Source organism: Billgrantia saliphila (assembly GCF_002930105.1).
GTDB classification, from domain to species: domain Bacteria; phylum Pseudomonadota; class Gammaproteobacteria; order Pseudomonadales; family Halomonadaceae; genus Halomonas; species Halomonas saliphila.
On record NZ_PJRN01000003.1, the window covers coordinates 122,635 to 146,266 of the forward strand.

General features: G+C 64.7%; 19 protein-coding genes and 6 tRNA genes. 7 read left to right on the forward strand and 18 right to left on the reverse strand.

Annotation, left to right across the window (positions count from 1 at the left end):
• Positions 1–4: 4 nt before the first annotated feature.
• The 9 genes from queF to CYJ07_RS04310 form a co-directional block, all read right to left on the reverse strand.
• Positions 5–841, reverse strand: coding sequence for an NADPH-dependent 7-cyano-7-deazaguanine reductase QueF (gene queF / locus CYJ07_RS04270; protein ID WP_104202451.1), 837 nt, complete (start codon positions 839–841; stop codon positions 5–7).
• Positions 838–1,611, reverse strand: coding sequence for an ABC transporter permease (locus CYJ07_RS04275; RefSeq protein ID WP_104202452.1), 774 nt, complete (start codon positions 1,609–1,611; stop codon positions 838–840). Before CYJ07_RS04275 ends, queF begins: the two co-directional genes overlap by 4 nt.
• Positions 1,608–2,567 (reverse strand): ABC transporter ATP-binding protein, encoded by a 960-nt coding sequence (locus tag CYJ07_RS04280; RefSeq protein ID WP_104202453.1) that lies wholly within the window; start codon positions 2,565–2,567, stop codon positions 1,608–1,610. The genes CYJ07_RS04275 and CYJ07_RS04280 overlap by 4 nt, the downstream gene beginning before the upstream one ends.
• A gap of 377 nt (positions 2,568–2,944) precedes the next feature.
• Positions 2,945–3,019 (reverse strand) — tRNA-Gly (locus tag CYJ07_RS04285).
• 22 nt (positions 3,020–3,041) lie between these two features.
• Positions 3,042–3,117, reverse strand: a tRNA-Glu gene (locus tag CYJ07_RS04290).
• A gap of 120 nt (positions 3,118–3,237) precedes the next feature.
• Positions 3,238–3,312 (reverse strand) — tRNA-Gly (locus CYJ07_RS04295).
• Between the two features lie 58 nt (positions 3,313–3,370).
• Positions 3,371–3,446 (reverse strand) — tRNA-Glu (locus CYJ07_RS04300).
• A 101-nt stretch (positions 3,447–3,547) separates the two neighbouring features.
• A tRNA-Gly gene (locus CYJ07_RS04305) sits at positions 3,548–3,622 on the reverse strand.
• A gap of 31 nt (positions 3,623–3,653) precedes the next feature.
• Positions 3,654–3,729 (reverse strand) — tRNA-Glu (locus tag CYJ07_RS04310).
• A 150-nt stretch (positions 3,730–3,879) separates the two neighbouring features.
• On the opposite strand from CYJ07_RS04310, the gene msrB reads away from it, so the two are divergent.
• From msrB to htpX, 4 genes are all read left to right on the forward strand, one after another.
• Positions 3,880–4,281, forward strand: a complete 402-nt coding sequence (msrB, locus tag CYJ07_RS04315; protein ID WP_104202454.1) for a peptide-methionine (R)-S-oxide reductase MsrB — start codon at positions 3,880–3,882, stop codon at positions 4,279–4,281.
• Between the two features lie 71 nt (positions 4,282–4,352).
• The gene (gene ylqF, locus CYJ07_RS04320; protein ID WP_104202455.1) at positions 4,353–5,333 is read left to right on the forward strand and encodes a ribosome biogenesis GTPase YlqF; all 981 of its coding nucleotides are present in this window, start codon (positions 4,353–4,355) and stop codon (positions 5,331–5,333) included.
• Positions 5,334–5,397: 64 nt separating this feature from the next.
• Positions 5,398–6,630 carry a pyridoxal phosphate-dependent aminotransferase gene (locus CYJ07_RS04325; protein WP_104202456.1) on the forward strand — a complete coding sequence of 411 codons (1,233 nt, stop codon included), beginning with the start codon at positions 5,398–5,400 and terminating at the stop codon, positions 6,628–6,630.
• Between the two features lie 136 nt (positions 6,631–6,766).
• The gene (gene htpX, locus CYJ07_RS04330) at positions 6,767–7,669 is read left to right on the forward strand and encodes a protease HtpX (RefSeq protein WP_104202457.1); all 903 of its coding nucleotides are present in this window, start codon (positions 6,767–6,769) and stop codon (positions 7,667–7,669) included.
• Positions 7,670–7,741: 72 nt separating this feature from the next.
• On the opposite strand, the gene pdxB is transcribed toward htpX, so the two are convergent.
• Positions 7,742–8,902: a 4-phosphoerythronate dehydrogenase PdxB gene (gene pdxB, locus CYJ07_RS04335; RefSeq protein WP_104202458.1), complete on the reverse strand. Its 1,161-nt coding sequence runs from the start codon at positions 8,900–8,902 to the stop codon at positions 7,742–7,744.
• Between the two features lie 165 nt (positions 8,903–9,067).
• On the opposite strand from pdxB, the gene CYJ07_RS04340 reads away from it, so the two are divergent.
• Positions 9,068–9,349: a hypothetical protein gene (locus CYJ07_RS04340; protein WP_104202459.1), complete on the forward strand. Its 282-nt coding sequence runs from the start codon at positions 9,068–9,070 to the stop codon at positions 9,347–9,349.
• Positions 9,350–9,369: 20 nt separating this feature from the next.
• On the opposite strand, the gene CYJ07_RS04345 is transcribed toward CYJ07_RS04340, so the two are convergent.
• On the reverse strand, positions 9,370–9,726 hold the full coding sequence (locus tag CYJ07_RS04345; protein ID WP_104202460.1) for a glutaredoxin family protein: 357 nt from the start codon (positions 9,724–9,726) through the stop codon (positions 9,370–9,372).
• Positions 9,723–11,924, reverse strand: a complete 2,202-nt coding sequence (rlmKL, locus tag CYJ07_RS04350; RefSeq protein WP_104202461.1) for a bifunctional 23S rRNA (guanine(2069)-N(7))-methyltransferase RlmK/23S rRNA (guanine(2445)-N(2))-methyltransferase RlmL — start codon at positions 11,922–11,924, stop codon at positions 9,723–9,725. The genes CYJ07_RS04345 and rlmKL overlap by 4 nt, the downstream gene beginning before the upstream one ends.
• A 276-nt stretch (positions 11,925–12,200) precedes the next feature.
• Here rlmKL and rmf point away from each other — a divergent pair, with 276 nt between their 5' ends.
• Entirely contained in the window at positions 12,201–12,407 is a 207-nt protein-coding gene (gene rmf, locus CYJ07_RS04355) for a ribosome modulation factor (protein ID WP_104202462.1), read from the forward strand.
• Between the two features lie 119 nt (positions 12,408–12,526).
• Here rmf and CYJ07_RS04360 read toward each other — a convergent pair whose 3' ends face one another.
• From CYJ07_RS04360 to CYJ07_RS04380, 5 genes are all read right to left on the reverse strand, one after another.
• Entirely contained in the window at positions 12,527–13,564 is a 1,038-nt protein-coding gene (locus CYJ07_RS04360; RefSeq protein ID WP_104202463.1) for a quinone-dependent dihydroorotate dehydrogenase, read from the reverse strand.
• Positions 13,565–13,682: 118 nt separating this feature from the next.
• Positions 13,683–18,524, reverse strand: coding sequence for an NAD-glutamate dehydrogenase (locus CYJ07_RS04365; protein ID WP_104202464.1), 4,842 nt, complete (start codon positions 18,522–18,524; stop codon positions 13,683–13,685).
• A 216-nt stretch (positions 18,525–18,740) separates the two neighbouring features.
• Complete coding sequence (gene trmA / locus CYJ07_RS04370) at positions 18,741–19,850, reverse strand: tRNA (uridine(54)-C5)-methyltransferase TrmA (protein WP_104202465.1); 1,110 nt, start codon at positions 19,848–19,850, stop codon at positions 18,741–18,743.
• Between the two features lie 36 nt (positions 19,851–19,886).
• Positions 19,887–20,663, reverse strand: a complete 777-nt coding sequence (gene murI, locus CYJ07_RS04375) for a glutamate racemase (protein ID WP_104202466.1) — start codon at positions 20,661–20,663, stop codon at positions 19,887–19,889.
• Between the two features lie 96 nt (positions 20,664–20,759).
• Entirely contained in the window at positions 20,760–21,311 is a 552-nt protein-coding gene (locus tag CYJ07_RS04380) for a hemerythrin domain-containing protein (protein WP_104202635.1), read from the reverse strand.
• Positions 21,312–21,518: 207 nt separating this feature from the next.
• Here CYJ07_RS04380 and CYJ07_RS04385 point away from each other — a divergent pair, with 207 nt between their 5' ends.
• Positions 21,519–22,862, forward strand: coding sequence for a replication-associated recombination protein A (locus tag CYJ07_RS04385; protein WP_104202467.1), 1,344 nt, complete (start codon positions 21,519–21,521; stop codon positions 22,860–22,862).
• A 74-nt stretch (positions 22,863–22,936) separates the two neighbouring features.
• On the opposite strand, the gene lolA is transcribed toward CYJ07_RS04385, so the two are convergent.
• The gene (gene lolA / locus CYJ07_RS04390) at positions 22,937–23,566 is read right to left on the reverse strand and encodes an outer membrane lipoprotein periplasmic chaperone LolA (protein ID WP_104202636.1); all 630 of its coding nucleotides are present in this window, start codon (positions 23,564–23,566) and stop codon (positions 22,937–22,939) included.
• Between the last annotated feature and the right edge of the window lie 66 nt (positions 23,567–23,632).

Below are 23,632 nucleotides of genomic sequence, written 5' to 3' on the forward strand. Positions count from 1 at the left end.
GGGCTTACTGTCTCGCCAAGCGCAGGGGCTCCGGCGGCCGTTCGCCGGGCGTGGCACGCCAGGGGCTGATGTCGAGCCCGCCGCGACGCACGTAGCGCGCCAGCACCAGTAGCCGCTCGGGGCGAGCGCGGGCCATCAGGTCGGTGAAGATGTGCTCCACGCAGTGTTCGTGGAAGTCCTGATGTTGGCGATAACCGATCAGGTAGCGCAGCAGGCCCTCGCGGTCGAGTTTGGGGCCACGGTAGCGGATCAGCACGCTGCCCCAGTCGGGCTGGCCGGTCACCGGACAGTTGGACTTGAGCAGGTGCGAGTAGAGCGTCTCTTCGACGATCTCCTCCCCCACCCGCAGGTGCTCGGCGCTGGGCGTGTAGTCGTCGATCTCGACATCGAGCTCGTCGAGGCACTCGCCGGGCAACCGGCACGCAGCGAGCGCTTCGTCATCGACGCCGAACAATTCCACCGTGACCGGCGCCCCGGCCGCCTGGGCCAGGTCGCGCTCGAGCACGTCGATCACCTGCTCGCGGCTTTCGAAGCGGGTCTGATTGAAGCCGTTGAGATAGAGCTTCCATGACTTCGACTCGATCAGGTTGGGCGACTCGGCCGGCAGCCGGAAGCGCGCCACAGCTACCAGCGGCTTGCCGCGGGCGTTGAGCCAGCTGATCTCGAAGGCGTGCCACTCATCCTCGCCGATGAAAGGCAGCTTGCCCTCCTCGATGCCCAGCGGCGCACGATTGGCGGCGCGGGGAATGGGATAGAGCAGCCCGGCATCGTAGTGCTCGGGGTAGGCGGACTCGCGCCCCAGCGGGGCATGTTCGAGCGTATCGGGACGATGATGACTCATGATCGGATACCTTTGCCCTGCTCCAGCATCCACAGGGCGATGCCAAAGAGCACGACGATGAAAGCGACGATGGCGGCCAACGCCCAGCCTACCGGGATGTCGGAAACCCCCAGGAAGCCGTGACGGAATACATTGACCATGTACAGGATCGGGTTGAGCAGCGAAGCGCCCTGCCAGAACGGCGGCAACAGCGAGATCGAGTAGAACACCCCGCCCAGGTAGGTCAGCGGCGTCAGCACGAAGGTCGGAACGATGGAGACGTCATCGAACTTGTCGGCCAGCAGCGCATTGATGAAACCACCGATGGAGAACAGCGCCGCGGTGAGGACCACCACGCCCACGGTCAGCAACGGATGCGCCACGCTGAGGCGGGTGAAGAACAGCGACACGATAGTGACGATCAGCCCAACACCCAGGCCGCGGGCCATGCCGCCGAGCACGAAACCGGCGAGGATCACCCAGTTGGGCATCGGCGAGACCATCATCTCCTCCACGCTGCGCTGGAACTTGTTGGAGAAGAACGATGAGGCCACGTTGGAGTAGCTGTTGGTGATCACCGCCATCATGATCAGCCCGGGCACGATGAAGTCCATGTAGCTGAAGCCATCCATCTCGCCGATACGCGAGCCGATCAGGCTGCCGAAGATGATGAAGTACATGGTCATGGTGATCGATGGCGGCAGCAGGGTCTGCGGCCAGATGCGCGTGAAGCGCTTGACCTCCTTGTACACCACGGTCCAGAGAGCGATGGCGACCTGAGTGGGATTCATTGACTCACCTCCGCCTTCTTGACCGGATTGGCGCGATTCCCCTCCTCCACCATGGAAACGAACATCTCCTCCAGCCGGTTGGCCCGGTTGCGCATGGAGACGACCTCGATGCCGCGCTCGCCCAGGGCGGTGAATACATCATTAAGGCGCTGGCCGCGGTGCACCACCACGGCAAGCTGGGCACTGTCCACCTGCCTTACCTCGAAGCCCTCGATCGCCGGCGCATCTTCTACCGGATGAGCCAGGTCGAGCAGGAAGGTCTCGGTATCGAGTTCGGCCAGCAGGCCGCGCACGCTGGTGTTACGCACGATCTCGCCGTGGTTGATGATCGCCACGTTGCGACACAGGCTCTCGGCTTCCTCGAGATAGTGGGTGGTGAGAATGATGGTGGTGCCCTCGTCGCGATTGATGCGGCGCATGTATTCCCACATGCTGCGACGCAGCTCGATATCGACCCCGGCAGTGGGCTCGTCGAGAATCAATAGCTTGGGCCGATGCATCAGCGCGCGGGCGATCATCAGGCGGCGCTTCATGCCGCCGGAGAGCATGCGCGCGCTGCCGTTACGCTTGTCCCACAGGCCGAGGTCCTTGAGCAGCGTTTCGGCACGGGGCAGCGCCTCGCGCCGCGGCATGCCGTAGTAGCCCGCCTGCGCCAGCACGATGTCGATCACCTTCTCGAACTGGTTGAAGTTGAATTCCTGCGGCACCACGCCCAGGTGATACTTGGCGCGTGCGAAGTCTCGGTCGATGTCGATGCCGAAGATCGAGACCGCGCCGGCGGTTTTCTGTACCAGAGAGCACACGACGCCCAGCGTGGTGGACTTGCCGGCCCCGTTGGGGCCCAGCAGGGCGAAGAAATCGCCCTGCTCGACGTCGAGATCGATGCCCTTCAGGGCGTGAAAGCCGTTGCCGTAGACCTTGGTCAGGCCACGGATCGACAGCGCCGGTTCGGCCATGGGACATCCTTGGTTTAGATGGAAAACGAGTTCAGGACATTAGGGCGCGAAGGAATTTTTCAAGCCTGACCCAGGAAAAACGCAGCGTGACCTCGCCCATGGGCAAGGTAAGCAAATTTTTTTGGGGGAGAAAATGGAGCGGGAAAGGAGATCGACCGGGCTGGCGCACCAGATCACGACCCGAGCCATGGCACCCTGGAAAACGGATAAGGAAATGGAGCGGGAAAGGAGATCGACCGGGCTGGCGCACCAGATCACGACCCGAGCCATGGCACCCTGGAAAATGGATAAGGAAATGGAGCGGGAAAGGAGATCGACCGGGCTGGCGCACCAGATCACGACCCGAGCCATGGCACCCTGGAAAATGGATAAGGAAATGGAGCGGGAAAGGAGATTCGAACTCCCGACCCTCGCCTTGGCAAGGCGATGCTCTACCACTGAGCTATTCCCGCTTATCGACACGGTACGTCGAGGTGGCGTCCCATAGGGGGTTCGAACCCCTGTTCCCGCCGTGAAAGGGCGGTGTCCTAGGCCACTAGACGAATGGGACGCAAAAGACAGGCATGACAACATCACCTGAAAAGATGATGGAGCGGGAAAGGAGATCGACCGGGCTGGCGCACCAGCTCCCGACCCTCACCTTGACCTGCTCACCTGCCGAAGCAGGATTTGGAGCGGGAAAGGAGATTCGAACTCCCGACCCTCGCCTTGGCAAGGCGATGCTCTACCACTGAGCTATTCCCGCATGCACGACAGTCTATGCTATCACTGACGCAACCGCTATCGCTGCTGCAACCGGAAAATGGCGTCCCATAGGGGGTTCGAACCCCTGTTCCCGCCGTGAAAGGGCGGTGTCCTAGACCACTAGACGAATGGGACGCAGCTGGAGCGGGAAAGGAGATCGACGGGGCTGCCGTCGCCGGGCTGGCGCACCAGCTCCCGACCCTCACCTTGACCTGCTCACCTGCCGAAGCAGGATTTGGAGCGGGAAAGGAGATTCGAACTCCCGACCCTCGCCTTGGCAAGGCGATGCTCTACCACTGAGCTATTCCCGCACTCCGGTACCTTGCTGAAGGTGAAAACGAGTGGCGTCCCATAGGGGGTTCGAACCCCTGTTCCCGCCGTGAAAGGGCGGTGTCCTGGACCACTAGACGAATGGGACGCAGCCGTCTCGCTCTCGCCTCAACGAGGTGGCGCGAATGTTACTCAAGCCCCTCGGGGCTGTCAACAGTCGGCCTGGGTTGGCCGAAGGAATGGAAAGCAGCCAGACTTTCGGTGTCAGATGACGAGTCGCATCAGCAGGAGAGAGGCCATGCGCAAGAAGATCGAGAAGAGCGACGCCGAATGGCGCACCCAGCTCACCCCGGAGCAGTACCGCGTGACGCGACAGCAGGGCACCGAGCCGCCCTTCTCCGGCGACTACCAGGTCAGCAACGAGCACGGTATCTACCACTGCGTCTGCTGCAATGCCCCGCTGTTCGAGAACGAGCACAAGTTCGAGGCCCACTGCGGCTGGCCGAGCTTCGACCGACCTCTCGGCCAGGCCGCGGTGGAGGAGCGCTTCGACGAATCACACGGCATGCGCCGCACCGAGGTGGTTTGCGCACACTGTGACGCCCACCTGGGTCACGTTTTCCCCGACGGCCCGCCTCAGACCACCGGACTGCGCTACTGCATCAACTCGGTGGCCATCTCGTTCCACCCCGGCGAATAGCCCGCCCTCTGCCCTGCCAAGGCCGCCCTTCTGCTATGATGGGCGGCCTCGTACGTTTGCAGGAGTGGCACATGCTCGGCTGGTATCCGGGACACATGAACAAGGCGCGCCGCCAGATTCAGGAGGCGCTGCCGGAAATCGACGTGGCGATCGAAGTGCTCGACGCCCGCCTGCCCTACTCCAGTGCCAACCCCATGCTTGCCGGACTGACGCGCCATAAGCCGGTGCTCAAGGTTCTCTCGCGAGCCGACCTGGCCGACCCGGAGCGCACCCGTGAATGGGTGGCGCATTTCGATTCGCTGCCCGATACCCGCGCGCTGGCCGTGACCACCACCAACGCCCGAGAACTCAAGCGCATTCCCAAGCTGTGCCATGAGCTGGCTGGGCAAGTGCGCGCCGATCGAGACGTGCGTGTAATGGTCATGGGCATTCCCAACGTGGGCAAGTCGACCCTGATCAACGGCCTGGCCGGTAAGGCCATCGCCAAGACCGGCAACGAGCCGGCGGTGACCAAGCGTCAGCAGAAGGTGCGCATCCAGGGCCGCGTGGCGCTGATCGACACTCCCGGAGTGCTGTGGCCCAAGATCGAGGATCAGGCCAGCGCCTATCGCCTGGCCGCCACCGGCGCCATTCGCGACACCGCCATCGACTATGTCGACGTGGCGGTGGTCACCGCCGCCGAGCTGGCCCGCCGCTACCCCGAGGCGCTACAGGAGCGCTACAAGCTCGGCGAGCTGCCGCGCTATATCCCCCATCCCGAGGCCGAACGGGTCGAGGCTGACGGCCCCCAGCGCATCGACCTGCTGGCCGTGGCCGGCTTCGACGGCCATGCGATTCTCAGCGAGATCGCCAGCCGTCGCGGCGGCCTGCGCCCCGGCGGCGAGGTGGATCTGCACCGCGGTGCCGAGGTGCTGCTGCATGAATTACGCGACGGCAAGCTCGGCCGCCTGACGCTGGAGACCCCGGCCGACGTGCCCGCCCCCGAAGCCGTTGAAGATACCGCATCGGCTGCGGCTGATGGCGATAGCGGCGAAGGCGCCGAGCCCGCATAATCAACGAGCTCCGGCAACCCGCCTGACCGGAGCCACCGGACATCACAGGAATTCGGACATCTCCATGGACACGCCCTCCCTATTCAGGAAATCGCATAAGCTCGACAACGTCTGCTACGACATCCGCGGCCCCGTGCTCGAGCACGCCAAGCGGCTGGAAGACGAAGGCCAGCGCATCCTCAAGCTCAACATCGGCAACCCGGCGCCATTTGGCTTCGAAGCGCCCGAGGAAATCCTCCAGGACGTGATGCGCAACTTGCCCACCGCTCAGGGTTACTGCGATTCCAAGGGGCTCTATTCGGCACGCAAGGCGATCATGCAGGAGTGCCAGCGCAAGGAGATTCCGGGCGTCGGCATTGAGGACATCTTCATCGGCAACGGCGTCTCCGAGCTGATCGTGATGGCGCTGCAGGCGCTGCTCAATGACGGCGACGAAGTGCTGATTCCCGCTCCCGACTACCCTCTGTGGACTGCCGCCGCCAACCTCGCCGGCGGACGCGGAGTGCACTACCGCTGCGATGAGCAGGCCGATTGGGCGCCGGACATCGCCGATCTGCGCTCCAAAGTGACCAGCCATACCCGAGCCCTGGTGATCATCAACCCCAACAACCCCACCGGCGCGGTCTACCCGCCCGAAGTGGTGCGCGAGATGCTAGAGGTGGCTCGCGAGCACGACCTGGTGGTGTTCTCCGACGAAATCTACGACAAGATCTTGTACGACGGCACCGAGCACGTCTCCACCGCCGCCCTGGCCGACGAGGACCAGCTGGTGGTGACCATGAACGGGCTGTCCAAGAGCTACCGCTGCGCCGGCTTCCGCTCCGGCTGGATGATCCTCTCCGGCAGCGTCGCCATGCAGCGCGCACGCGACTACGTACAGGGTATCAACATGCTCGCCTCGATGCGCCTGTGCGCCAACGTGCCGGCCCAGCACGCCATCCAGACAGCGCTGGGCGGCTATCAGTCGATCAACGACCTGATCCTGCCGGGTGGGCGGCTGTTGGCCCAGCGCGACATCACCTACGAGAAGCTCAACGCCATCCCAGGGGTGTCGTGCACCAAGGCCAAGGGTGCGCTCTACGCCTTCCCGCGGCTCGACCCCAAGGTCTATCCCATCCAGGACGACCAGAAACTGGTGCTCGACCTGCTGTTGCAGGAGAAGATCCTGTTGGTGCAGGGCACGGCCTTCAACTGGCCGGAGCCGGACCACGTGCGCATCGTCACCCTGCCCTGGGCCGACCAGCTCGGCGACGCCCTGGATCGCTTCGCTCACTTCCTGTCGCGCTATCGCCAATGAACCGCCAGAGACGCCGCCGCGAGCCGAAATGACGTTATGCCCTTGAAACCTCCCTTAACGAGCCGTATCTAATCAGCAGATTACAGGCCGAGCTTCCACGGCCCCCGACTCTCATGACGACCGGAGTTTTCCGACGATGATGCGAATATTGCTCTTCCTGGGCACCAACCTGGCGGTGATTATCGTCGCCAGCATCACGCTGCGCCTGCTCGGAGTGGAGGGTTACCTGACCGAGCAGGGCATGAACTTCAACGCCCTGCTGATCTTCTGCTTCATCTTCGGCATGGCCGGTTCGATGATCTCGCTGTTCATCTCCAAGTGGATGGCCAAGCGCTCCACCGGCACGGTGGTGATCGAGCAGCCGAGCAACGCCACCGAGAAGTGGCTGCTCGATACCGTGGCCGAACTCTCGCAGCAGGCCGGGATCAAGATGCCGGAAGTGGGCATCTTCCCCGCACAGCAATCCAACGCCTTCGCCACCGGCTGGAATAAGGACGACGCCCTGGTGGCCGTCTCCGCGGGGCTGCTCAATCGCATGCGCCCGGAGGAAGTGCGCGCGGTGCTGGCCCACGAGATCGGCCACGTGGCCAATGGCGACATGGTCACCCTGGCACTGATCCAGGGCGTGGTAAATACCTTCGTGATGTTCTTCGCGAGGGTGGTGGCGCATCTGGTGGACAACTTCCTGCGCTCTCGCAGCGACGGCCAGGGCGGACTCGGCTTCATGGGCTACTTCGCCGTGGTGATCGTCGCCGAGATCGTGTTCGGCCTGGTAGCCTCGGCCATCGTGGCGTGGTTCTCGCGCTTTCGCGAGTACCGTGCCGATGCCGCGGGGGCCCAGCTCGCCGGCAGCGGCGCGATGATCAATGCCCTGGCGCGGCTCAAGGCCGAGAGCGACATGCCCAACCAGATGCCGGAAACCCTGACCGCCTTCGGTATCAATGCCGGCCAGACGCGCAAGATCATGGAACGCCTGTTCGCCAGCCACCCGCCGCTGGACGACCGGATTCGGGCCTTGAAGGAAGCCGCTTACCGGTAAGCCCGGCTGCTGTGAACCCGGTGCTGTATACCAGAAAGGGCCCGTCGGATGACGGGCCCTTCTCATTGAGCTTCACCTCACGCTCAGCCTCAGCCCCGCGCTCTGCAGCCATGTCGACAAGGCCTGGCCATCGTGACCCAGCTCGACCGCGAGCGTCGAGAATTCCCGACGCAGCGGGTAATTCGCTCGGCAGGCGTCGAAGCCCTTGGCCATGCCCTGCCGATGGCTCTCGCGCAACAAGCTGTCATGGTCGCGACGCACGTCGTAGACCGTGCGCAGGCAGAGCCGCAGCGCCTCCTCCGGCGCCAGCCCGCCCTGTAGCGCCAGCAGCGACACGGGCGGAGCCGGCAGCAGGTCGGTCAGGGCGAGCCGCGCCGGAAGCCCCAGACAGCGTGACAGCGCCGTGTAGACTTGGTGAGTGCCGCGCAGCTTGCCGTCGAGGCTATGGCCGGCGATGTGCGGCGTGGCCAGCTCCGCGAGACCGCGCAGGGTCGGGTCGATGTCCGGTTCGTTCTCCCAGACGTCGAGAATAACGCTGATGTCGCCCGCGTTCGCCAGGCGCTGCCCCAGAGCCCGGCCGTCGACGCAGTCGCCGCGCCCGGCGTTGAGCAGCACCGTGCCGGGGGTCAGCCGGGCGATGCGCGGCGCATTCAACAAATGATGGGTGGCATGCGGGCCTTGGCGAACGAGCGGCGTATGCAGGCAGAGCACGTCGCACTTCTCGACCAAGGTGTCGAGGTCGTCGTAGCCTTCGCCGCCTTCCGCCTCAGCCCGGGGCGGATCGCAGGCCAGGCAGTCGAGACCCATGGCGGCGAGACGAGCCCGCAACCGCCCACCCACGTTGCCCACCCCGACGATGCCGATACGCCGCTCGGCGAGCCGCCAGCCCTGGCGTTCGGCCAGGGTGAGCAGGCTGCCCAGCACGTAGTCGACCACCGCCTCGGCGTTGCAGCCCGGCGCACTGGCAAAACTGATGCCGTGTCGTGCCAGCGCCGCCTGGTCGACGTGGTCGGTACCGATGGTGCAGGTACCGACGAAGCGCAGCGGCGATCCCAGCGCCCTGGCCGCGTCGAGCGTCGCCGCATCCAGCCGGGTAATGGAGCGAATGACCAGGATATCGATATCCGCCAGCGCCGCGGCATCGATCTCGCGCCCTGGCAACCGGACGAGTTCGCCCAGCGGGCCGAAACAGGCCTCTGCTCCCGGCACGTTGGCATCGACCAGTATCTTCACGCTGATTCCCTCTCCATGCAGTGTTCCATGCACGCGGTGTGCTCATGAAGCCGGCATCCCGCGAACCCTCGGCCATGGCTTGTCCAGCCGGCTCGATGCCTTACAATACCGCGACCCGATTCTTCGCGCCGCCCGGGGCGGCGCCTGACGCTTGTGGGAGCCTTCGTGATCGTCCGCTGGGAAAGTGACCATGACTACGTGCTGGTGCATATCCACCAGGACATGTTCGGCGACTGGATCTTCAGCCGCGCCTGGGGGCAGATCGGCACCCAGTTCGGTGGGCTGAAACATAGGCTGGCCGACGATCACGATCAGGCGATGATGTGGCTCGGCGACGAGGCCACCATTCAATCGTCCCGCGGACTGCACAAGGTGCTCGAGGTGGACGCCGAGAGCGACGAGGGACGGGCTGCCGTACGGCAGCTTTCCCTGCTGGACAACGCCTAGGGAAACACTGCAGTACTTCTCTAAAGCAAGTACCGTCGCCCGCTTGGCCGCCGTGCAGGCGCTCCACCCTCCTCTTCCCTTAGGTCCCGGGGTTCTGGTTCGCCAGTCTTCAGCTGCTGCCAGGCAGCCTCGTCGAGCCGGTCTCGCTCGGCCAGCCAGGCCGCCAGGCGCGGCGCCTCGAAGCCCATGTCGAGTTCCTCCCCCGCCTCGTCGACCAGTACCGGGATGCGCACCCCGTAGCGTGCCATCAGGTCGTCGTCTTCGCTGATCTCAACCCTGCTCAGCTTGAGCTCGCCGCGGTGCAGCTGCGACAGCAGCGCCTCGAGCCGTTCGCACAAGTGACAGCCCAGGGTGGTGTAGAGCGTCAGATGCGTCATGCGGCCTCCCGGTGGCGAATCAGGAACACGTGATGAATATCGGGGCGACGCTGGAAGTCGGGGTCGAAGGTGCGCGCCGAGATGTCCTCGATGGCGAAGCGTTCGACCAGCCCCGCGTCGATGTTGAAGCGCCGCTGGTTGTTGGAGAACACCAGGATGCCGCCCGGGGCCAGCCGCGCCATGGCCAGCTCGACCAGGCGGACATGGTCGCGCTGCACGTCCAGGGTTCCCTCCATCCTCTTCGAATTGGAGAAAGTCGGCGGATCGAGGAAGATCAGGTCGAACTGCGCCGAGGCGGTCTCCAGCCAGCGCAGGCAATCGTCGCGCACCACGCGATGCCGCGCCGGGTCGAGCCCGTTCAGGGCGAAGTTGTCGCGCGCCCACTCCAGGTAGGTGTTGGACAGATCCACGCTGACGCTGTCACTGGTCCCGCCGGCCTCCTCGGTGCCCAACGCCGCCTGCACGGTGGCCGCCGCGGTGTAGCAGAACAGGTTGAGGAAGCGCTTGCCGGGCGCCATCTCGGCAAGCATGCGGCGCACCGGGCGATGATCGAGAAACAGCCCGGTATCGAGGTAGTCGCGCAGGTTGACCCATAGCCGGGCTCGCCCCTCGCGTACCTGAAAGCGCTCACCGGTGGCGGCCTGCTTGACGTACTGCGCCTTGCCGCTCTGCTTCTCGCGTCGCTTGATCACCACCTGGCCGGCATCGACGCCAAGCACCTCGGGAATCACCTGCAGGGCATCGTACAGCCGCTTCTGCGCCTGGGCGGGGTTGATCGAGCGCGGCGGCGCATACTCTTGCACGTGTACGCGACCGTCATAGACATCTACCGCCAGCGCATACTCCGGCATGTCGGCGTCGTAGAGCCGATAGCAGGTTTCGCCGCTCTGTTTGAGCCATTTCTTCAGCCGCTTGCGGTTCTTCTCCAGGCGATTGGCGAACATCTGCGCCCCTTCGCTGCGCGATGCGGCCGGCGTTTCTCGCTCGCCCGTGGCTCGCACCTCACCGGTAGCTGGCACATCCATCAGCAGCAGCTTGGCCTCCAGTGGCCCGTTTCTCAGCGAATACTGCTTGTCGGCGCGCAGCCCGATGCGGTGACCCAGATCCGGGTTGGCGGTGAACACCGCGAGGCGCCAGCCGGGAAAGGCATGGCGCACACCCTCGCCCAACGCGCCGTAGAGCGTCACAAGTTCAGGCAACTCCCCCAGGCGTTCGCCGTAGGGCGGGTTGGTGACGATCAGCCCGCGCGTCTTATCGTCCAGCTCGGCCGGCCGCTGCAACTGGTTGAGCGAAGCCCCCGAGAACTCGATCAGTGCCGGAATGCCGGCGCGCATGGCATTCGACTTCGCGGCAGCCAGCGCCGGCGGGCTCTCGTCGAAGCCATACAGGCGGTTGCGACAGCGTTTGCGCCCGATGCTGGCGCGCGCCTCGGCCTCGCGCTTGAGTTCGGCCCACAGCGCCTCGTCGTGCTGTGCCCAGCCATGGAAGCCGAAACGCCCCCGATTAAGGTTGGGCGCCATATCGGCGGCCATCAGCGCCGCCTCGATCAGCAGGGTGCCCGCGCCACACAGCGGATCGACCAGCGCCTCGCCGTCGCGCAGGCGCTGCGGCCAGCCGGCACGGATCAAGAGGGCCGCCGCCAGGTTCTCCTTGAGCGGGGCATGGCCCACATCGCGGCGATAGCCACGCCGATGGAGACTCTCACCCGAGAGGTCCACGCCCAGGGTCAGCCGCCCCCGGTGCAGATGGGCGTAGAGACGCAGGTCGGGACGCTCCAGATCGACACTCGGACGCGCCTGGCCGGCCGCCTGCAAGGCATCGATCACCCCGTCCTTGACGGTCTGAGCACCGAACCGGGTATGACGAATCTGCTCGCTGCGACCATGAAAGTCCACCGCCAGGGTGGCGCCGGGCCGCAGGTGGCGCGTCCAGTCGACGCCCGACACCGCGAGCAGCAGCGCCTCGGGGCGCTCGATGCCCTCCTCGCGCAGCAGGCTGAGCACGATGCGATTGGCCAGCCGCGACCACAGGCAAGCGCGGTAGGCCGCCGCCAGGTCGGCCTGGAAATGCACACCGGCCACGGTGGTCTTATGCGGCTCGGCGCCGAGCGCGCGCAGCTCGTCGGCAAGCAGCTCTTCCAGCCCCTTCGGACAGGTGGCCAGGAAGGTCAGGGTGCGATGTTGAAATGGCTCGTTCATGGGTCGTGCCCGCCCGTACGGCGGGCATATTCCTTTCGTTACAAATTTGTCTCGGTCTTATGACGAAACATGGGTCGACAATGAGCCCCATGATGGGCTAAGACTAGTCATGGTAGCTACTGGAAAGACGCATGCGTTCACTTCGCGGGCCCTTATGCCCCGCATGACCTCGCTCTGCCGTCGTAATGGACTGGGTACGGCTGGCGAACGAACGGTGGAACGCCGGGATGCGCATGTCGTGCGTCCCCAATTGGTACCTTTTAAAGAGGTCATCCGATGAAAAGACAGAAACGTGATCGCTACCAACGCGCCTATGTCCATGGCTACAAGGCCGGAATTTCCGGGCGCTCCCGCGACGACTGTCCCAGTCAGGATGTCAACATACGTGAATACTGGATGAGTGGTTGGCGTGAAGGTCGAGGCGACCAATGGGCCGGCATGACCGGCGTCTCCGGCATTCACAAGAACCCCATGGTGTTGTAACGAACCCGCCACTCATCAACGTCCCTCCGTCATCGACAAGATGGCGCAGTTGAGCTAAGCCCGTGCATGCACGGGCTTTCTTGTTTAGCCCTCCCGACGCCAGCGCTCGCCAAGTTTCCTCACAAGCCGCCTCGCGACTTGCCTGACGCGGCCCTGATCGCGCGGGCACACCCGTCGACCAGCGCGGGTCCGCGATAGATGAAGCCCGAGTAGAGCTGCACCAGGTCGGCGCCCGCCTCGAGCTTGGCCACTGCCGCCTCGCCGCTGTCGATACCCCCCACGCCGATGATCGGCAGCCCCGACAGGCGTTGGCGTAGCTCGCGTATCACCGTGTTGGACGCCTCGAACACCGGCCGCCCCGAGAGTCCGCCCGCCTCGTCGGCATGAGGCAACCCGGCCACGGCGTCGCGCGAGACGGTGGTGTTGGTAGCGATCACCGCGTCGATCCCGCTCCCGGCGATGCTCTCTGCCACCAACCCCACTTCCTCAGCGCTCATGTCGGGGGCGATCTTGACGGCCAGCGGCACCCGCCGCCCCGTAGCCTGGTCCAAGCGGCTACCCGCCTCGCGCAGGGCGCCCAGCAGAGTGTCGAGATGTTCGCCGAATTGCAAATTGCGCAGCCCCGGGGTGTTGGGCGAGGAGATGTTGACCGTCACGTAATCGGCGTGGGCGTGCACTTTCTCCAGGCAGGCCAGGTAGTCATCGACGGCATTCTCCACCGGCGTGGTGAGGTTCTTGCCGATATTAATGCCGACGATGCCGTCGAAATGCGCCGCCTTCACCCGTTCGACCAGGTGGTCGACACCGGCGTTGTTGAAGCCCATGCGATTGATGATCGCGCCGCGCTCCGGCAGACGAAACAGGCGCGGCCTGGGGTTGCCGTCCTGGGGCTTGGGCGTGACGGTACCGACCTCGACGAAACCGAAGCCGAGCGCTCCCAGCGCATCGAGGTGATCGGCGTTCTTGTCCAGCCCCGCAGCCAGGCCCACCCGGTTGGGAAAACGCAGCCCCATCAGCTCCACGGGATCGTCGACCCGCGCGGCGGCGAACCGCCCCGACAGTTTCAGCCGATGCGCCAGGTCCAGGGCCGAGAGCGCAACCCCATGGGCGGTTTCGGCATCGAGGCGAAACAGGATCGAGCGGGCAAGCGCGTACATGGCAACTCCTGGCGGTTGGCTGGCAACGAGGCGGGCGGATTATACCAGCGCCGCGAAGCCAAAACGACGAACCCCGCCATCGGCGGGGTTCGTCTATCGCATATGCTGCTTCGCGCGATCAGGTCTCGCCGTTGCTCTCGGCCAGATCAACCAGCTCGCGCACCGCCACGGCGAATAGCGGGAAGCTCGCCTGAGTACCGCCGCTATGCACCTCGGCGAGCAGGCGACACCAGCGGTCGTGCAGCGAGGCGTGCGTCGACAACCAGTTGTCGACCCGCTCATCGGCTTCACGCCCGACCTCGGATTTGAGCACGCTGATGGTCAGCGCCAGCTGCTGGCGATCGATGTCGTCGCGGAAGGTCTCGCGGGCCTGAGCTTGCCAGCTGTCGCGCACGTGTAGCTCGCTCACCTGCTGGATCATCCAGGGCAGCTCGAGGCGGTTGCCGATTTCGAAGAACACCTCGGCCACGCGCTGCGGTTTCTCGTCGGTCTGGCGTGCCGCCTGGATGATACCGAGCGCCCCGTACAGGCTGCCCGATGCCGCTACCGTGGCGGCCAGCTCTTCGGGCACACCGGCGTCGAGTAGCTCGTCGCGCTTGTGCTCCCAGCGGCTGTGCTCCTCGCCGCGCAGCAGTTCGCCGATATCCTCCTGCAGCTGGGCGACACGCGGAGCGAAGTATTCGATCGCGTCCCGCGTCGAGAGCCCCAGACGCTGGCGCAGGAACCAACGCGTGGTGCGCCGGATCAAGCGCATCAGATCGAGCATCATCGAATACTGCACCTCGCTCGGCACCTGATTGTCCAGCAACTCGATGCGCTCCCACAGCGTGGAGAGCTGGAAGCTGTCGCGGGCAACGATGTAGGCGCGGGCGATGTCGGCGGGATCGGCACCGGTGGAATCGATGAGCCGACGCACGAAGACGATACCCATGTGATCGACCAGGTCGTTGGCCACTTGGGTCGTGACGATTTCCCGCTTCAGGCGGTGTTCGTACATCTCGTCGCGGAAACGCTCGACCAGCACGCGCGGGAAGATCCGCTCCACGTACTGCTGGATATACGGGTCGTCGGGCACGTCCGAGGCCAACACGTCGCCCTTGAGCACGCTCTTGGCGTAGGAGATGAGCACCGAGAGTTCCGGATGGGTCATGCCCTGGTCGGCGTTGGCCCGTTCCTGCAGCACCTCGTCAGAAGGCAGGAACTCCAGTTCCCGGTCGAGCTGGCCGGCGGCCTCCAGTTCGCTGATGAAACGCCGGAAAGGCGCGATGCCGAAGCGCGACAGCCTCAGCGAGAGGTCGAGCGCCTGGGTTTGGCGATAGTTGTCGAGAATGACCAGGTCGGCCACCTCCTCGGTCATGTCCGCCAGCAGCTGATTGCGCTGCTTGTCGGTCATGTCGCCGCGCTTGACCACTTCGTCGATGAGGATCTTGATATTGACCTCGTGGTCGGAGCAGTTCACCCCGCCGGCGTTGTCGATGAAGTCGGTGTTGACCAGCACGCCCTTGGCGGCGGCTTCCATCCGTCCGCGCTGGGTCAGGCCCAGGTTGCCGCCTTCGCCGACCACCCGGCAGTTCAGCTCGTAGCCGTTGATGCGCAGCGCGTCGTTGGCCTTGTCGCCGACCTGGGCATCGGTCTCGTCGCCGGCCTTGACGTAGGTACCGATGCCACCGTTCCACAACAGGTCATAGTGCGACTTGAGCATGGCGCGAATCAGGTCGTTGGGCGAGAGCCGCTCCTCCTCGATGCCGAAGGTCTCCTTCATCTGCGGCGAGATCGGGATGGACTTGGCGCTGCGCTTGAACACGCCGCCCCCTTCAGAGATCAGCGAGGCATCGAAATCCTCCCAGCTCGAGCGCGCCAGCTTGAACATCCTTTCGCGCTCGGCAAAAGTGGCGACCGCATCGGGGTTGGGGTCGACGAAGATATGCAAATGGTTGAAGGCGCCAACCAGGCGAATCTTGTCGGATAGCAGCATGCCGTTGCCGAACACGTCACCGGCCATGTCGCCGATGCCGAGCACAGTGAATTCTTCCTGCTGCGTGTTGAGACCGAGATTGCGGAAGTGGCGCTTCACCGATTCCCAGGCACCGCGCGCGGTGATGCCCATCTTCTTGTGGTCGTAGCCGTTGGCCCCGCCGGAAGCGAAGGCGTCGCCCAGCCAGTGGCCGTACTCGGCGGAGATCTCGTTGGCGATGTCGGAGAAGGTCGCGGTGCCCTTGTCCGCAGCCACCACCAGGTAGACGTCGTCATCGTCGTGGCGGACCACGTCCCGCGGCGGCACCACCTCCCCGGCGACCAGGTTGTCGGTGACGTCGAGCAGCGCGCGGATGAAGGTCTTGTAGCAGGCAATACCTTCCTGCTGGATGGCGTCGCGATCACCGCCCTCGGGCAGGCGTTTGCAGATGAAGCCGCCCTTGGCGCCCACCGGCACGATCACGGCGTTCTTGACCTGCTGCGCCTTGACCAGCCCCAGCACCTCGGTGCGGAAGTCCTCCTGGCGGTCGGACCAGCGCAGGCCGCCGCGGGCCACCTTGCCCCCGCGCAGGTGCACCCCTTCCACGCGCGGCGAGCAGACGAAGATCTCGTAGGCCGGGCGCGGCTTGGGTATGCCGGTAACCTGGCGAGGATCGAGCTTGTAGGCGATGTAGTCCTTGGGTCGTCCGTCGCCACCGGGCTGGAAGTAATTGGTACGTAGCGTGGCCTGGATCAGCTCCATGAAGCGGCGCATCAATTGATCGTCGTTGAGGCTGGCCACACCCTCGAGGTGACGATGGATGCGCTCCACGCAGGCGTCGACCTCGCCCTCCTCGGGGCGCCGGGCCGGATCGAAGCGCATGCGAAACAGGGTGACCAGCTCGTGGGTGATCTCGGGATAATTGGTCAGCGTGGTGGCGATGTAATCCTGGGACATGCCGAAGCGGATCTGCTTCAGGTAACGCGCATAGCCGCGCAACATGGCGACTTCGCGCCAGTCCAGGTTGGCGGCGATCACCAACCGGTTGAAGCCGTCGTTCTCGGCCTCGCCCCCCCAGATACGCTTGAACGCCTCGATGAATGGCTCGCGCATCTGCTGCAGGCTGACCTCGGTGGTGGTGTGATGCTCCAGGTCGAAGTCGTGCAGCCAGTAGCGCACTTCCGGCGTATCGATCTCGTACGGGCGCTCGCCGATGACACGCAGCCCCAGGTTCTCCATCACCGGTAGGACGTCGGAGAGCGGAATCGGGCGGTCGCGCTGGAACAGCTTGAGGTTGACCCCGCTGCCCTCCTCCTCGACCAGTCGATAGAGTGTCAGCGCCAGCGGCTCGCCCTCGTCGAGCTCGGCCAGGTACTGCAGGTCGAAGACCGCCGTGCGAGAGCCGAAGTCATCTCGATAGCTGGCCGGGAAAGCGTCGCGGAAGCGATCCATCAGCCGGTTGGCCTGCTCCTCGCCGTAGCCTTCGATCAGCGCCTCGTGCAGCTCGTCGCGCCAGCTCCGGGCGAGCTGGGCCACCTTGGCTTCCAGACGCTTGAGATCGACCTCGCGGGGCGTCTCTCCGCGGAAGCGCAGGATGAACTGGATGCGCGCCAGAATCGACTCTGAGAGATAGGTGTTGAAGTCGCCGAAGGTGGCGTCGAGCTCTTCGCACAGCAGGTTCTGAATACGCACGCGCAGGTCGGTGGAGAACACGTCGCGCGGCACGAACACCAGGCAGGAATGGAAACGCCCGGAGCGGTCGGTGCGGATGAACAGGCGCACCCGGCGTCGCTCGCGAATGTCGAGGATGCCGAGCGCCGTGCGCGCGAGCTCTTGGGTATCGATCTGGAACAGGTCGTCGCGCGGGTAGACCTCGAGGATCTGCAGCAACTGCTTGCCGTTGTGCCCCTTGGGGTTGAAGCCGGCAATCTCCATCACCGCGCGAAGTTTACGTCGCAGCAACGGAATGTTGCGCGGCGAGTCGTTGTAGAGGCTCGAGGTGAACAGGCCCAGGAAGCGATGCTCACCGATCACCCGCCCTTGCTTGTCGTAGCGGTCGACGGAGATGTAGTCGGGATAGGTAGGCCGATGCACCCGGGCATGGTGGGCACTCTTGGCGAAGGAGAGCAGTTGAGGTACCAGCACGAAGCGATTGCCCTCGATCCCGAGCTCGGTGCGGATGCGCTCCTGATAGCGCGGCAGATCCAGGCGGAACACGCCGAGATCGCTGCCCTCCATCTTGGCCAGCCGGTCGCCGTCGGGGCCGGATTCGACGGTATAGGCGTCGTAGCCGAGAAAGGTGTAGTTGTCGCGCCGCAGCCATTCGAGAAAGGCGATGGCCTCCTCGTGGTCGCCGGCCTCGATCTGCTCGGGGCAGCCCGCCTTGAGCTCATCGATCGCTTGCTGCACGCGCTCGCTCATCGCTTGGTAATCGCCCACGGCGATACGCACGTCGCGCAGCACCTCGTGCAACGACCGCTCGATATCGGCCAGCACCTCGGGGTTGGAGTGGCGATCGATCTCGATGGCGATCAGCGACTCTCGGCTCTCCGGGGCTTGCGTATCGCGCGGCGAGCAGACCTGTACCAGTTCATGGCTGCGATTGCGCTCCACCGCCAGGACGGCATTGTGAATGGCGTGCACGGTCAGCCCGCGACGATTGAGCTCGATGCGCACCGAGTCGACCAAGAACGGCATGTCCTCGTGCAGCACGGCAACGAAGGTATGCGACGACTGCCAGCCGTGTTCTTCGAAGTCGGGATTGAAAACCCTCACCTTGGGTTCGGCATGATCGAAGTGTTGGATGAAGTGCCATACCGAGAGAGTGGCGCCGTAGAGGTCGTCGAGCCGACGGTCGATCAGGTCCTCCAACGGCACCGTGGCGTAGAAATGCCGGGCGAAGGCTTCCACCTCTTCCGCCCGCTCCTTCTCCAGTCGGCTGTCCAGGCGTTCGCGCAACTGCTTGAGAATATCCTGTCGGCCAACTTCGATCGTCTCGTATTGCATCCCTCACCTCGGCTGCCTGGGGCCCGTCTCGGCCCTGGGAATAAAATCGGCGTGGCCCGGGGCCACGTGACGGGAAGCTTACTGTAGCCTCGCGCCGCACCCCATCGACTTGCCAGTCTTCTCATGGAGCATGTCGGTTGTGCATCGAGGCTCGACGTTTTGTCACTTGACATTTCTCGCGGAACGGGAAAATGAAACGGTCTGACGAGCGACGACTCAGGCGAATTTCCTCTCCAGCAGCACCCCGCACTCGCAATGGTGAGTCCAGGGAAACTGGTCGAACAGGGCGAAACGGTTGATCCGATGGGTGCGGCACAAGGTCTCCAGGTTGCGCTCCAACGTATCCGGGTTGCATGAAATATAGACGATTCGTGGGTACTCGCTCAGTTGGCGGCAGCTCACCTCGTCGAGACCGGCGCGGGGCGGGTCCACCAGCACGGTGGAGAAGTCGTAGTCCTCGAGCGCCATGTCCGCCACTCGACGCCCACCCTTGTCGCCACGCAGCGCAGCGGCGAATTCCTCCGCCGACATGCGCCCGACCTCGGCGTTGTCGACGTCATTGGCCGTCAGGTTCTCGCGCGCGCTGGCAACCGAGGTGCGCGAGATCTCGGTGGCCAGCACGCGGCGGAAGTTCTCGGCCAGGGCGATGGTGAAGTTGCCGTTGCCGCAATAGAGCTCGACCAGGTCGCTTGCCTGGCTGCCACGCGTCACGTCGCGTGCCCAGGACAGCATGGCGCGGCTGATCTCGGCATTGGGTTGAGTGAAGCTGTTCTCAACCTGCTGATAGTGCAGCGTGCGGTCATCGACCTCCAGGCGCTCCCAGACGTGGTCGCGTTCGAGTACCAGGCGCTGCTTGCGCGAGCGGCCGATAACGAGAATGTCCAGGCGCTTCTGCAGCCGCCGCGCCTCGTTTTCCCAGGCGTCATCCAGCGGGCGGTGGTAGATCAGGGTGACCAGCGCCTCGCCGGCCAGCGTGGTCAGGAATTCGACCTGGAACAGCCGCCGACGCAGCACATCGCTCTCGAGCAACGCCTCGCGCAGTCGCGGCATCAGTTCGTTGATGCGACGACTGGCCACCGGATAGTCGTCGAGACGAATCACTCGCTTCTTCTTCGGATCGTCGGGGTCGACCTCGAACATGGCGTAGTAGAGATCATCGCCCTCGTGCCACAGGCGAAACTCGCAGCGTTGACGATAGTGGCTCGGGGGGGAGGGAAAGACCTCCAATGCCGGCGGCGAGAAGCGTTCGAACTGGCGGACGATGCGCTCACGCTTGGCCTCGAGCTGCGCGTCGTAGCGAGCGGGTTCGACAACGGGAATGGACACGGCGGCTCCTGTCGCATGCGTGGGTGGAAAAGGTATTCAGCCGACCGTCAGCAGCTGCGGTTCAGCAAAATCGAAGGCGGCGACGGCCCGCACCAGCCGGGCATCGGGCCCCGTTGCCAGGCAGCGGTCTCTCTCCCGGCGCAGTGCCGCCACGCCCATCACCTGAACCGTGCGCTTGGCGATGGCATCGCTTGAGTCCACCAGCTGGATCGTTCGCGGGGCCGCGGCGGAAATTCGCTCTTTCAGAAGGGGGAAGTGGGTACAGCCGAGCACCACGGTATCGAGATCCTGCTGCTGCCATAGCGGCGCGGTGACCGCTCGGATCACGTCGGGGTCCGGGGCATCGCCGGCCAGTACACGCTCGGCCTCCCTGACCAGCGGGTCGGCAGCGACTCGGGTGACTCGGCAACCGGCGGCGAACGCCTCGATCAGGCGGTCGGTGTAGGGGCGCGACACGGTGGCGCTGGTCGCCAGCAAGCCGATATGTCGGCTGCGGCTCAAGACGGCGGCCGGCTTGATCGCCGGCACGGTACCCACCACGGGGACCGCCAGTCGTGCCCGCAGCGCATCCAGCGCCAGCGTGCTGGCAGTGTTGCAGGCCACCACCAGCACGCTGCAGCCGCTAACGGAGACAGCGGCTTCGCACACCGCGAGGATGCGCTCCACCAACCAGGCGTCCGGACGCGTGCCGTACGGCAACATGGCGTTGTCGCATGCATAGACCAGCGCGGCATCGGGCAGCCGCTGGCGCATCGGCGCAACGACCGACAGGCCGCCGACGCCGGAATCGAAGATCAGTATCGGGCCGGACATGACGAAACGGCACTCATGGGAATCGCTCGGCTGCTGCGGGAAAAGCCGTCATTCTAGCAGCTAGCCGAGCGACCTGAAGCCTTCGTCTTGAGGGGGTCACGCCGCCGTTTCGGGGGCTCGGGTCTCGCGAAGTTCGGCGTAGAGTTCGGGATAGGCCTCCTGGAGCCGCTCCAGTTTGGCCGAGGCCCCATCGGGGAGCGCGCTGGTCAGCAACTCCATGTCGTGATCGTCGAAATGCTCGCGGAGCAGCGGGAACAGCAGTTCACGTTCGTCACGCAGATAATTGCGATGTGCGGTGAGATAGGCCCGGAGGTCATCGGCGAAGCGATCCATGGGGATCACGGCATCCATCAGGATCATGTCGATGTCGTCGGACAAACGCTTGAGGCGCTTGCGCAGGGCCTGATAGTCGCTTGACAGACGCTCGGTCAGGTCCCGGCACTCCGGCGCCAGTTCCTGCAGGCGCTGCGAACAGACGCGCTCCAGCGGTACGGTGAAATCTTCCATGTAGCCGAGGATGTAGTCGACCACTTCCCGAACGAGCTGGAAGTTGGGCCGTTCACCGGCAGCCAGGGCTTTCTGCTTGAGCTGAAGGACGTGCAACATGCGCGCCATATTGGCATGATCCTGACGCAGCTGAGTCAGCATGGGCATGTCGAGGCCTCCTCTATGCGATGAGCGGTTATAGTGGTTGGATTCGCGGGACAGAAGCAGGTTCAGTCTTGCCGATGCAATGATGCGGCGCGAAAGGCAGGATGCTGTATCCACCGTAGACCCTTTGATCCGATCCCGCACATCGCCCAAGGTCGTATTGACGACCAACGGCATCCCAAAGCTGTAAAGGAGAAAGTCCTCATGGATCTGTTCGGCCAGGCGTCCGACGCTTCCGCACCGCTGGCCTATCGCATGCGCCCCCGTCGCCTGGAGGATTACGTGGGCCAGCAAGCCCTGGTGGGCCCGGGCAAACCGCTGCGGCGCATGGCCGAGACCGGCACCGTGCGTTCCATGATCCTGTGGGGCCCACCCGGCACCGGAAAAACCACCCTGGCCGAAATTCTGGCCGAAGAGTCCGGCGCCCACCTGGAGCGGCTCTCGGCGGTCATGGCGGGAGTCAAGGATATTCGCGCCGTCGTGGACCGGGCCCGTGCCCTGCAGGCTCAGGGCCGCCCCACCCTGCTGTTCCTCGACGAGATTCACCGCCTCAACAAGAGCCAGCAGGACGCTCTGCTGCCGCATGTGGAGTCGGGCTTGCTGACCCTGATCGGCGCCACCACCGAAAACCCCTCCTTCGAGGTCAATTCGGCACTGCTTTCGCGCGCCCGGGTCTATGTATTGCAATCGCTAGAGCAAGCCGAGCTGATCGAGGTGATGCGTCGCGCACTGAACGATCGCGAGCGGGGCCTCGGTGAACGCCATATCGCCGTTGAGCATGACGTCCTGGCCACGCTTGCCCGCGCCGCGGCCGGCGATGCCCGCCGCGCCCTGGGGCTGCTGGAAACCGCCTGCGACTTCACCCAGGCCGAGGCCGACGGTGAACGCCTGACCCACGATGCGCTGGAAGCGGTGATCGGGCATCAGGCCAGCGCCTTCGACAAGCAGGGCGACCATTACTACGATCTGCTCTCGGCGATCCACAAGTCGGTGCGCTCGTCGCGCCAGGATGCCGCCCTGCTCTACATTGCCCGCTTCATCCAGGGCGGGGGCGATCCGCTCGACGTCGTCCGCCGACTGGCGGCGATCGCCTCCGAGGATGTCGGCAACGCCGATCCGCGCGCCCTGCCCCTGGTGATGGCGGCCTGGGATGCCTATCTGCGGCTGGGTGATTACGAAGGCCAGCGCGCCATCGCCCACGCCGCCATTCATCTCTCCATTGCCCCCAAGAGCAATGCCATCGACCAGGCCTGGAAACGGGCCAAGGCATTCGTCACCGCCCAGCCGCGCCTGGAGGTTCCCACCTATCTGCGCAACGCCCCGACCAAGCTGATGGAGTCGCTGGGTCATGGCCATGGCTATCGCTATGCCCACAACGAGCCGGAAGGCTATCCGGCGGGCAGCGCCCACGACTGCTGGCCCGAGGAACTGCCGCGCGAGGCCTTCTACCGGCCCAGCGAGCACGGCCAGGAAAAGCGTTACGCTCAGCTGATGGCGTGGCGCACCGAACTGGATACCCGGGCCGACCAAGGCAGCACGGACGAGTAGCCACCTGCCGAAAACGGCAGCGACGCCCCGAGGGCGGCGCTGGGTGAAGCAAGAGACGCGATGTCAGGGCACGATCAGTGCGTGTCGCGGATGACGTCGGCCCCGTCAGGAATCTGGAAAGCAAAGCGGCCGTCGTCGAGGTCATGGTTCATGCGTACGTCGCTGAACTCGATGACGGTCTGCTGGCCGGTGCTGTCGGTCATCTGCAGTGCCGCCAGTTGCTGACCGCGGAAGGTCATCTGCAGCTCCTCGAAGAGGGTGTCGTTCGACTTCGGCACCAGCCGAAACGTCTCGTTGTCGCCCTGCTGCTGGTGCGACACCTCGTAACTCTCGGTCAGCTCGCCGGTTCTGCCGGAGAGCAGCAGCGCGGGGGTATGAGTAACGCGCTGGTCCAGCTCCTGCACGGTGACTTGTTCGAGGTCGGGGTCGTAGAGATAGACCTCGTTACCGCCTGAGACCACTTCCTGCTGGTAGGGGGCATCCACTTCCCAGCGGAACTTGCCGGGCCGCGACAACCACATCCGGCCGTTGGCCTGCTGCAGGCGCTCGCCACTGGCGTCGAGGATCAGCTGCTCGAAGCGCGCCTCGTAGGTTTCCAGCGGCTCCAGGATACGCGCCAGACGGTCGGCGCCTTCACTGGCCAAGGCGGCAACGGGCACGGCGATCGTCAGGGCCAGTGCGGCTAGGGTCTTTTTAACGCTCATCACGCTCATCTATCACTCCCTGGGCGGGTTCCGGTTGGATCCTGTCCTTCGGACCCGTTACGTGCC

What these genes read in the sequence shown, in the direction of transcription:
- queF (WP_104202451.1), bottom strand. Translation starts at nt 841, where the DNA reads ATGAGTCATCATCGTCCCGATACGCTCGAACATGCCCCGCTGGGGCGC.
- CYJ07_RS04275 (WP_104202452.1), bottom strand. Translation starts at nt 1,611, where the DNA reads ATGAATCCCACTCAGGTCGCCATCGCTCTCTGGACCGTGGTGTACAAG.
- CYJ07_RS04280 (WP_104202453.1), bottom strand. Translation starts at nt 2,567, where the DNA reads ATGGCCGAACCGGCGCTGTCGATCCGTGGCCTGACCAAGGTCTACGGC.
- msrB (WP_104202454.1), top strand. Translation starts at nt 3,880, where the DNA reads ATGCGCAAGAAGATCGAGAAGAGCGACGCCGAATGGCGCACCCAGCTC.
- ylqF (WP_104202455.1), top strand. Translation starts at nt 4,353, where the DNA reads ATGCTCGGCTGGTATCCGGGACACATGAACAAGGCGCGCCGCCAGATT.
- CYJ07_RS04325 (WP_104202456.1), top strand. Translation starts at nt 5,398, where the DNA reads ATGGACACGCCCTCCCTATTCAGGAAATCGCATAAGCTCGACAACGTC.
- htpX (WP_104202457.1), top strand. Translation starts at nt 6,767, where the DNA reads ATGATGCGAATATTGCTCTTCCTGGGCACCAACCTGGCGGTGATTATC.
- CYJ07_RS04345 (WP_104202460.1), bottom strand. Translation starts at nt 9,726, where the DNA reads ATGACGCATCTGACGCTCTACACCACCCTGGGCTGTCACTTGTGCGAA.
- rlmKL (WP_104202461.1), bottom strand. Translation starts at nt 11,924, where the DNA reads ATGAACGAGCCATTTCAACATCGCACCCTGACCTTCCTGGCCACCTGT.
- rmf (WP_104202462.1), top strand. Translation starts at nt 12,201, where the DNA reads ATGAAAAGACAGAAACGTGATCGCTACCAACGCGCCTATGTCCATGGC.
- CYJ07_RS04360 (WP_104202463.1), bottom strand. Translation starts at nt 13,564, where the DNA reads ATGTACGCGCTTGCCCGCTCGATCCTGTTTCGCCTCGATGCCGAAACC.
- CYJ07_RS04365 (WP_104202464.1), bottom strand. Translation starts at nt 18,524, where the DNA reads ATGCAATACGAGACGATCGAAGTTGGCCGACAGGATATTCTCAAGCAG.
- murI (WP_104202466.1), bottom strand. Translation starts at nt 20,663, where the DNA reads ATGTCCGGCCCGATACTGATCTTCGATTCCGGCGTCGGCGGCCTGTCG.
- CYJ07_RS04380 (WP_104202635.1), bottom strand. Translation starts at nt 21,311, where the DNA reads ATGCTGACTCAGCTGCGTCAGGATCATGCCAATATGGCGCGCATGTTG.
- CYJ07_RS04385 (WP_104202467.1), top strand. Translation starts at nt 21,519, where the DNA reads ATGGATCTGTTCGGCCAGGCGTCCGACGCTTCCGCACCGCTGGCCTAT.
- lolA (WP_104202636.1), bottom strand. Translation starts at nt 23,566, where the DNA reads ATGAGCGTTAAAAAGACCCTAGCCGCACTGGCCCTGACGATCGCCGTG.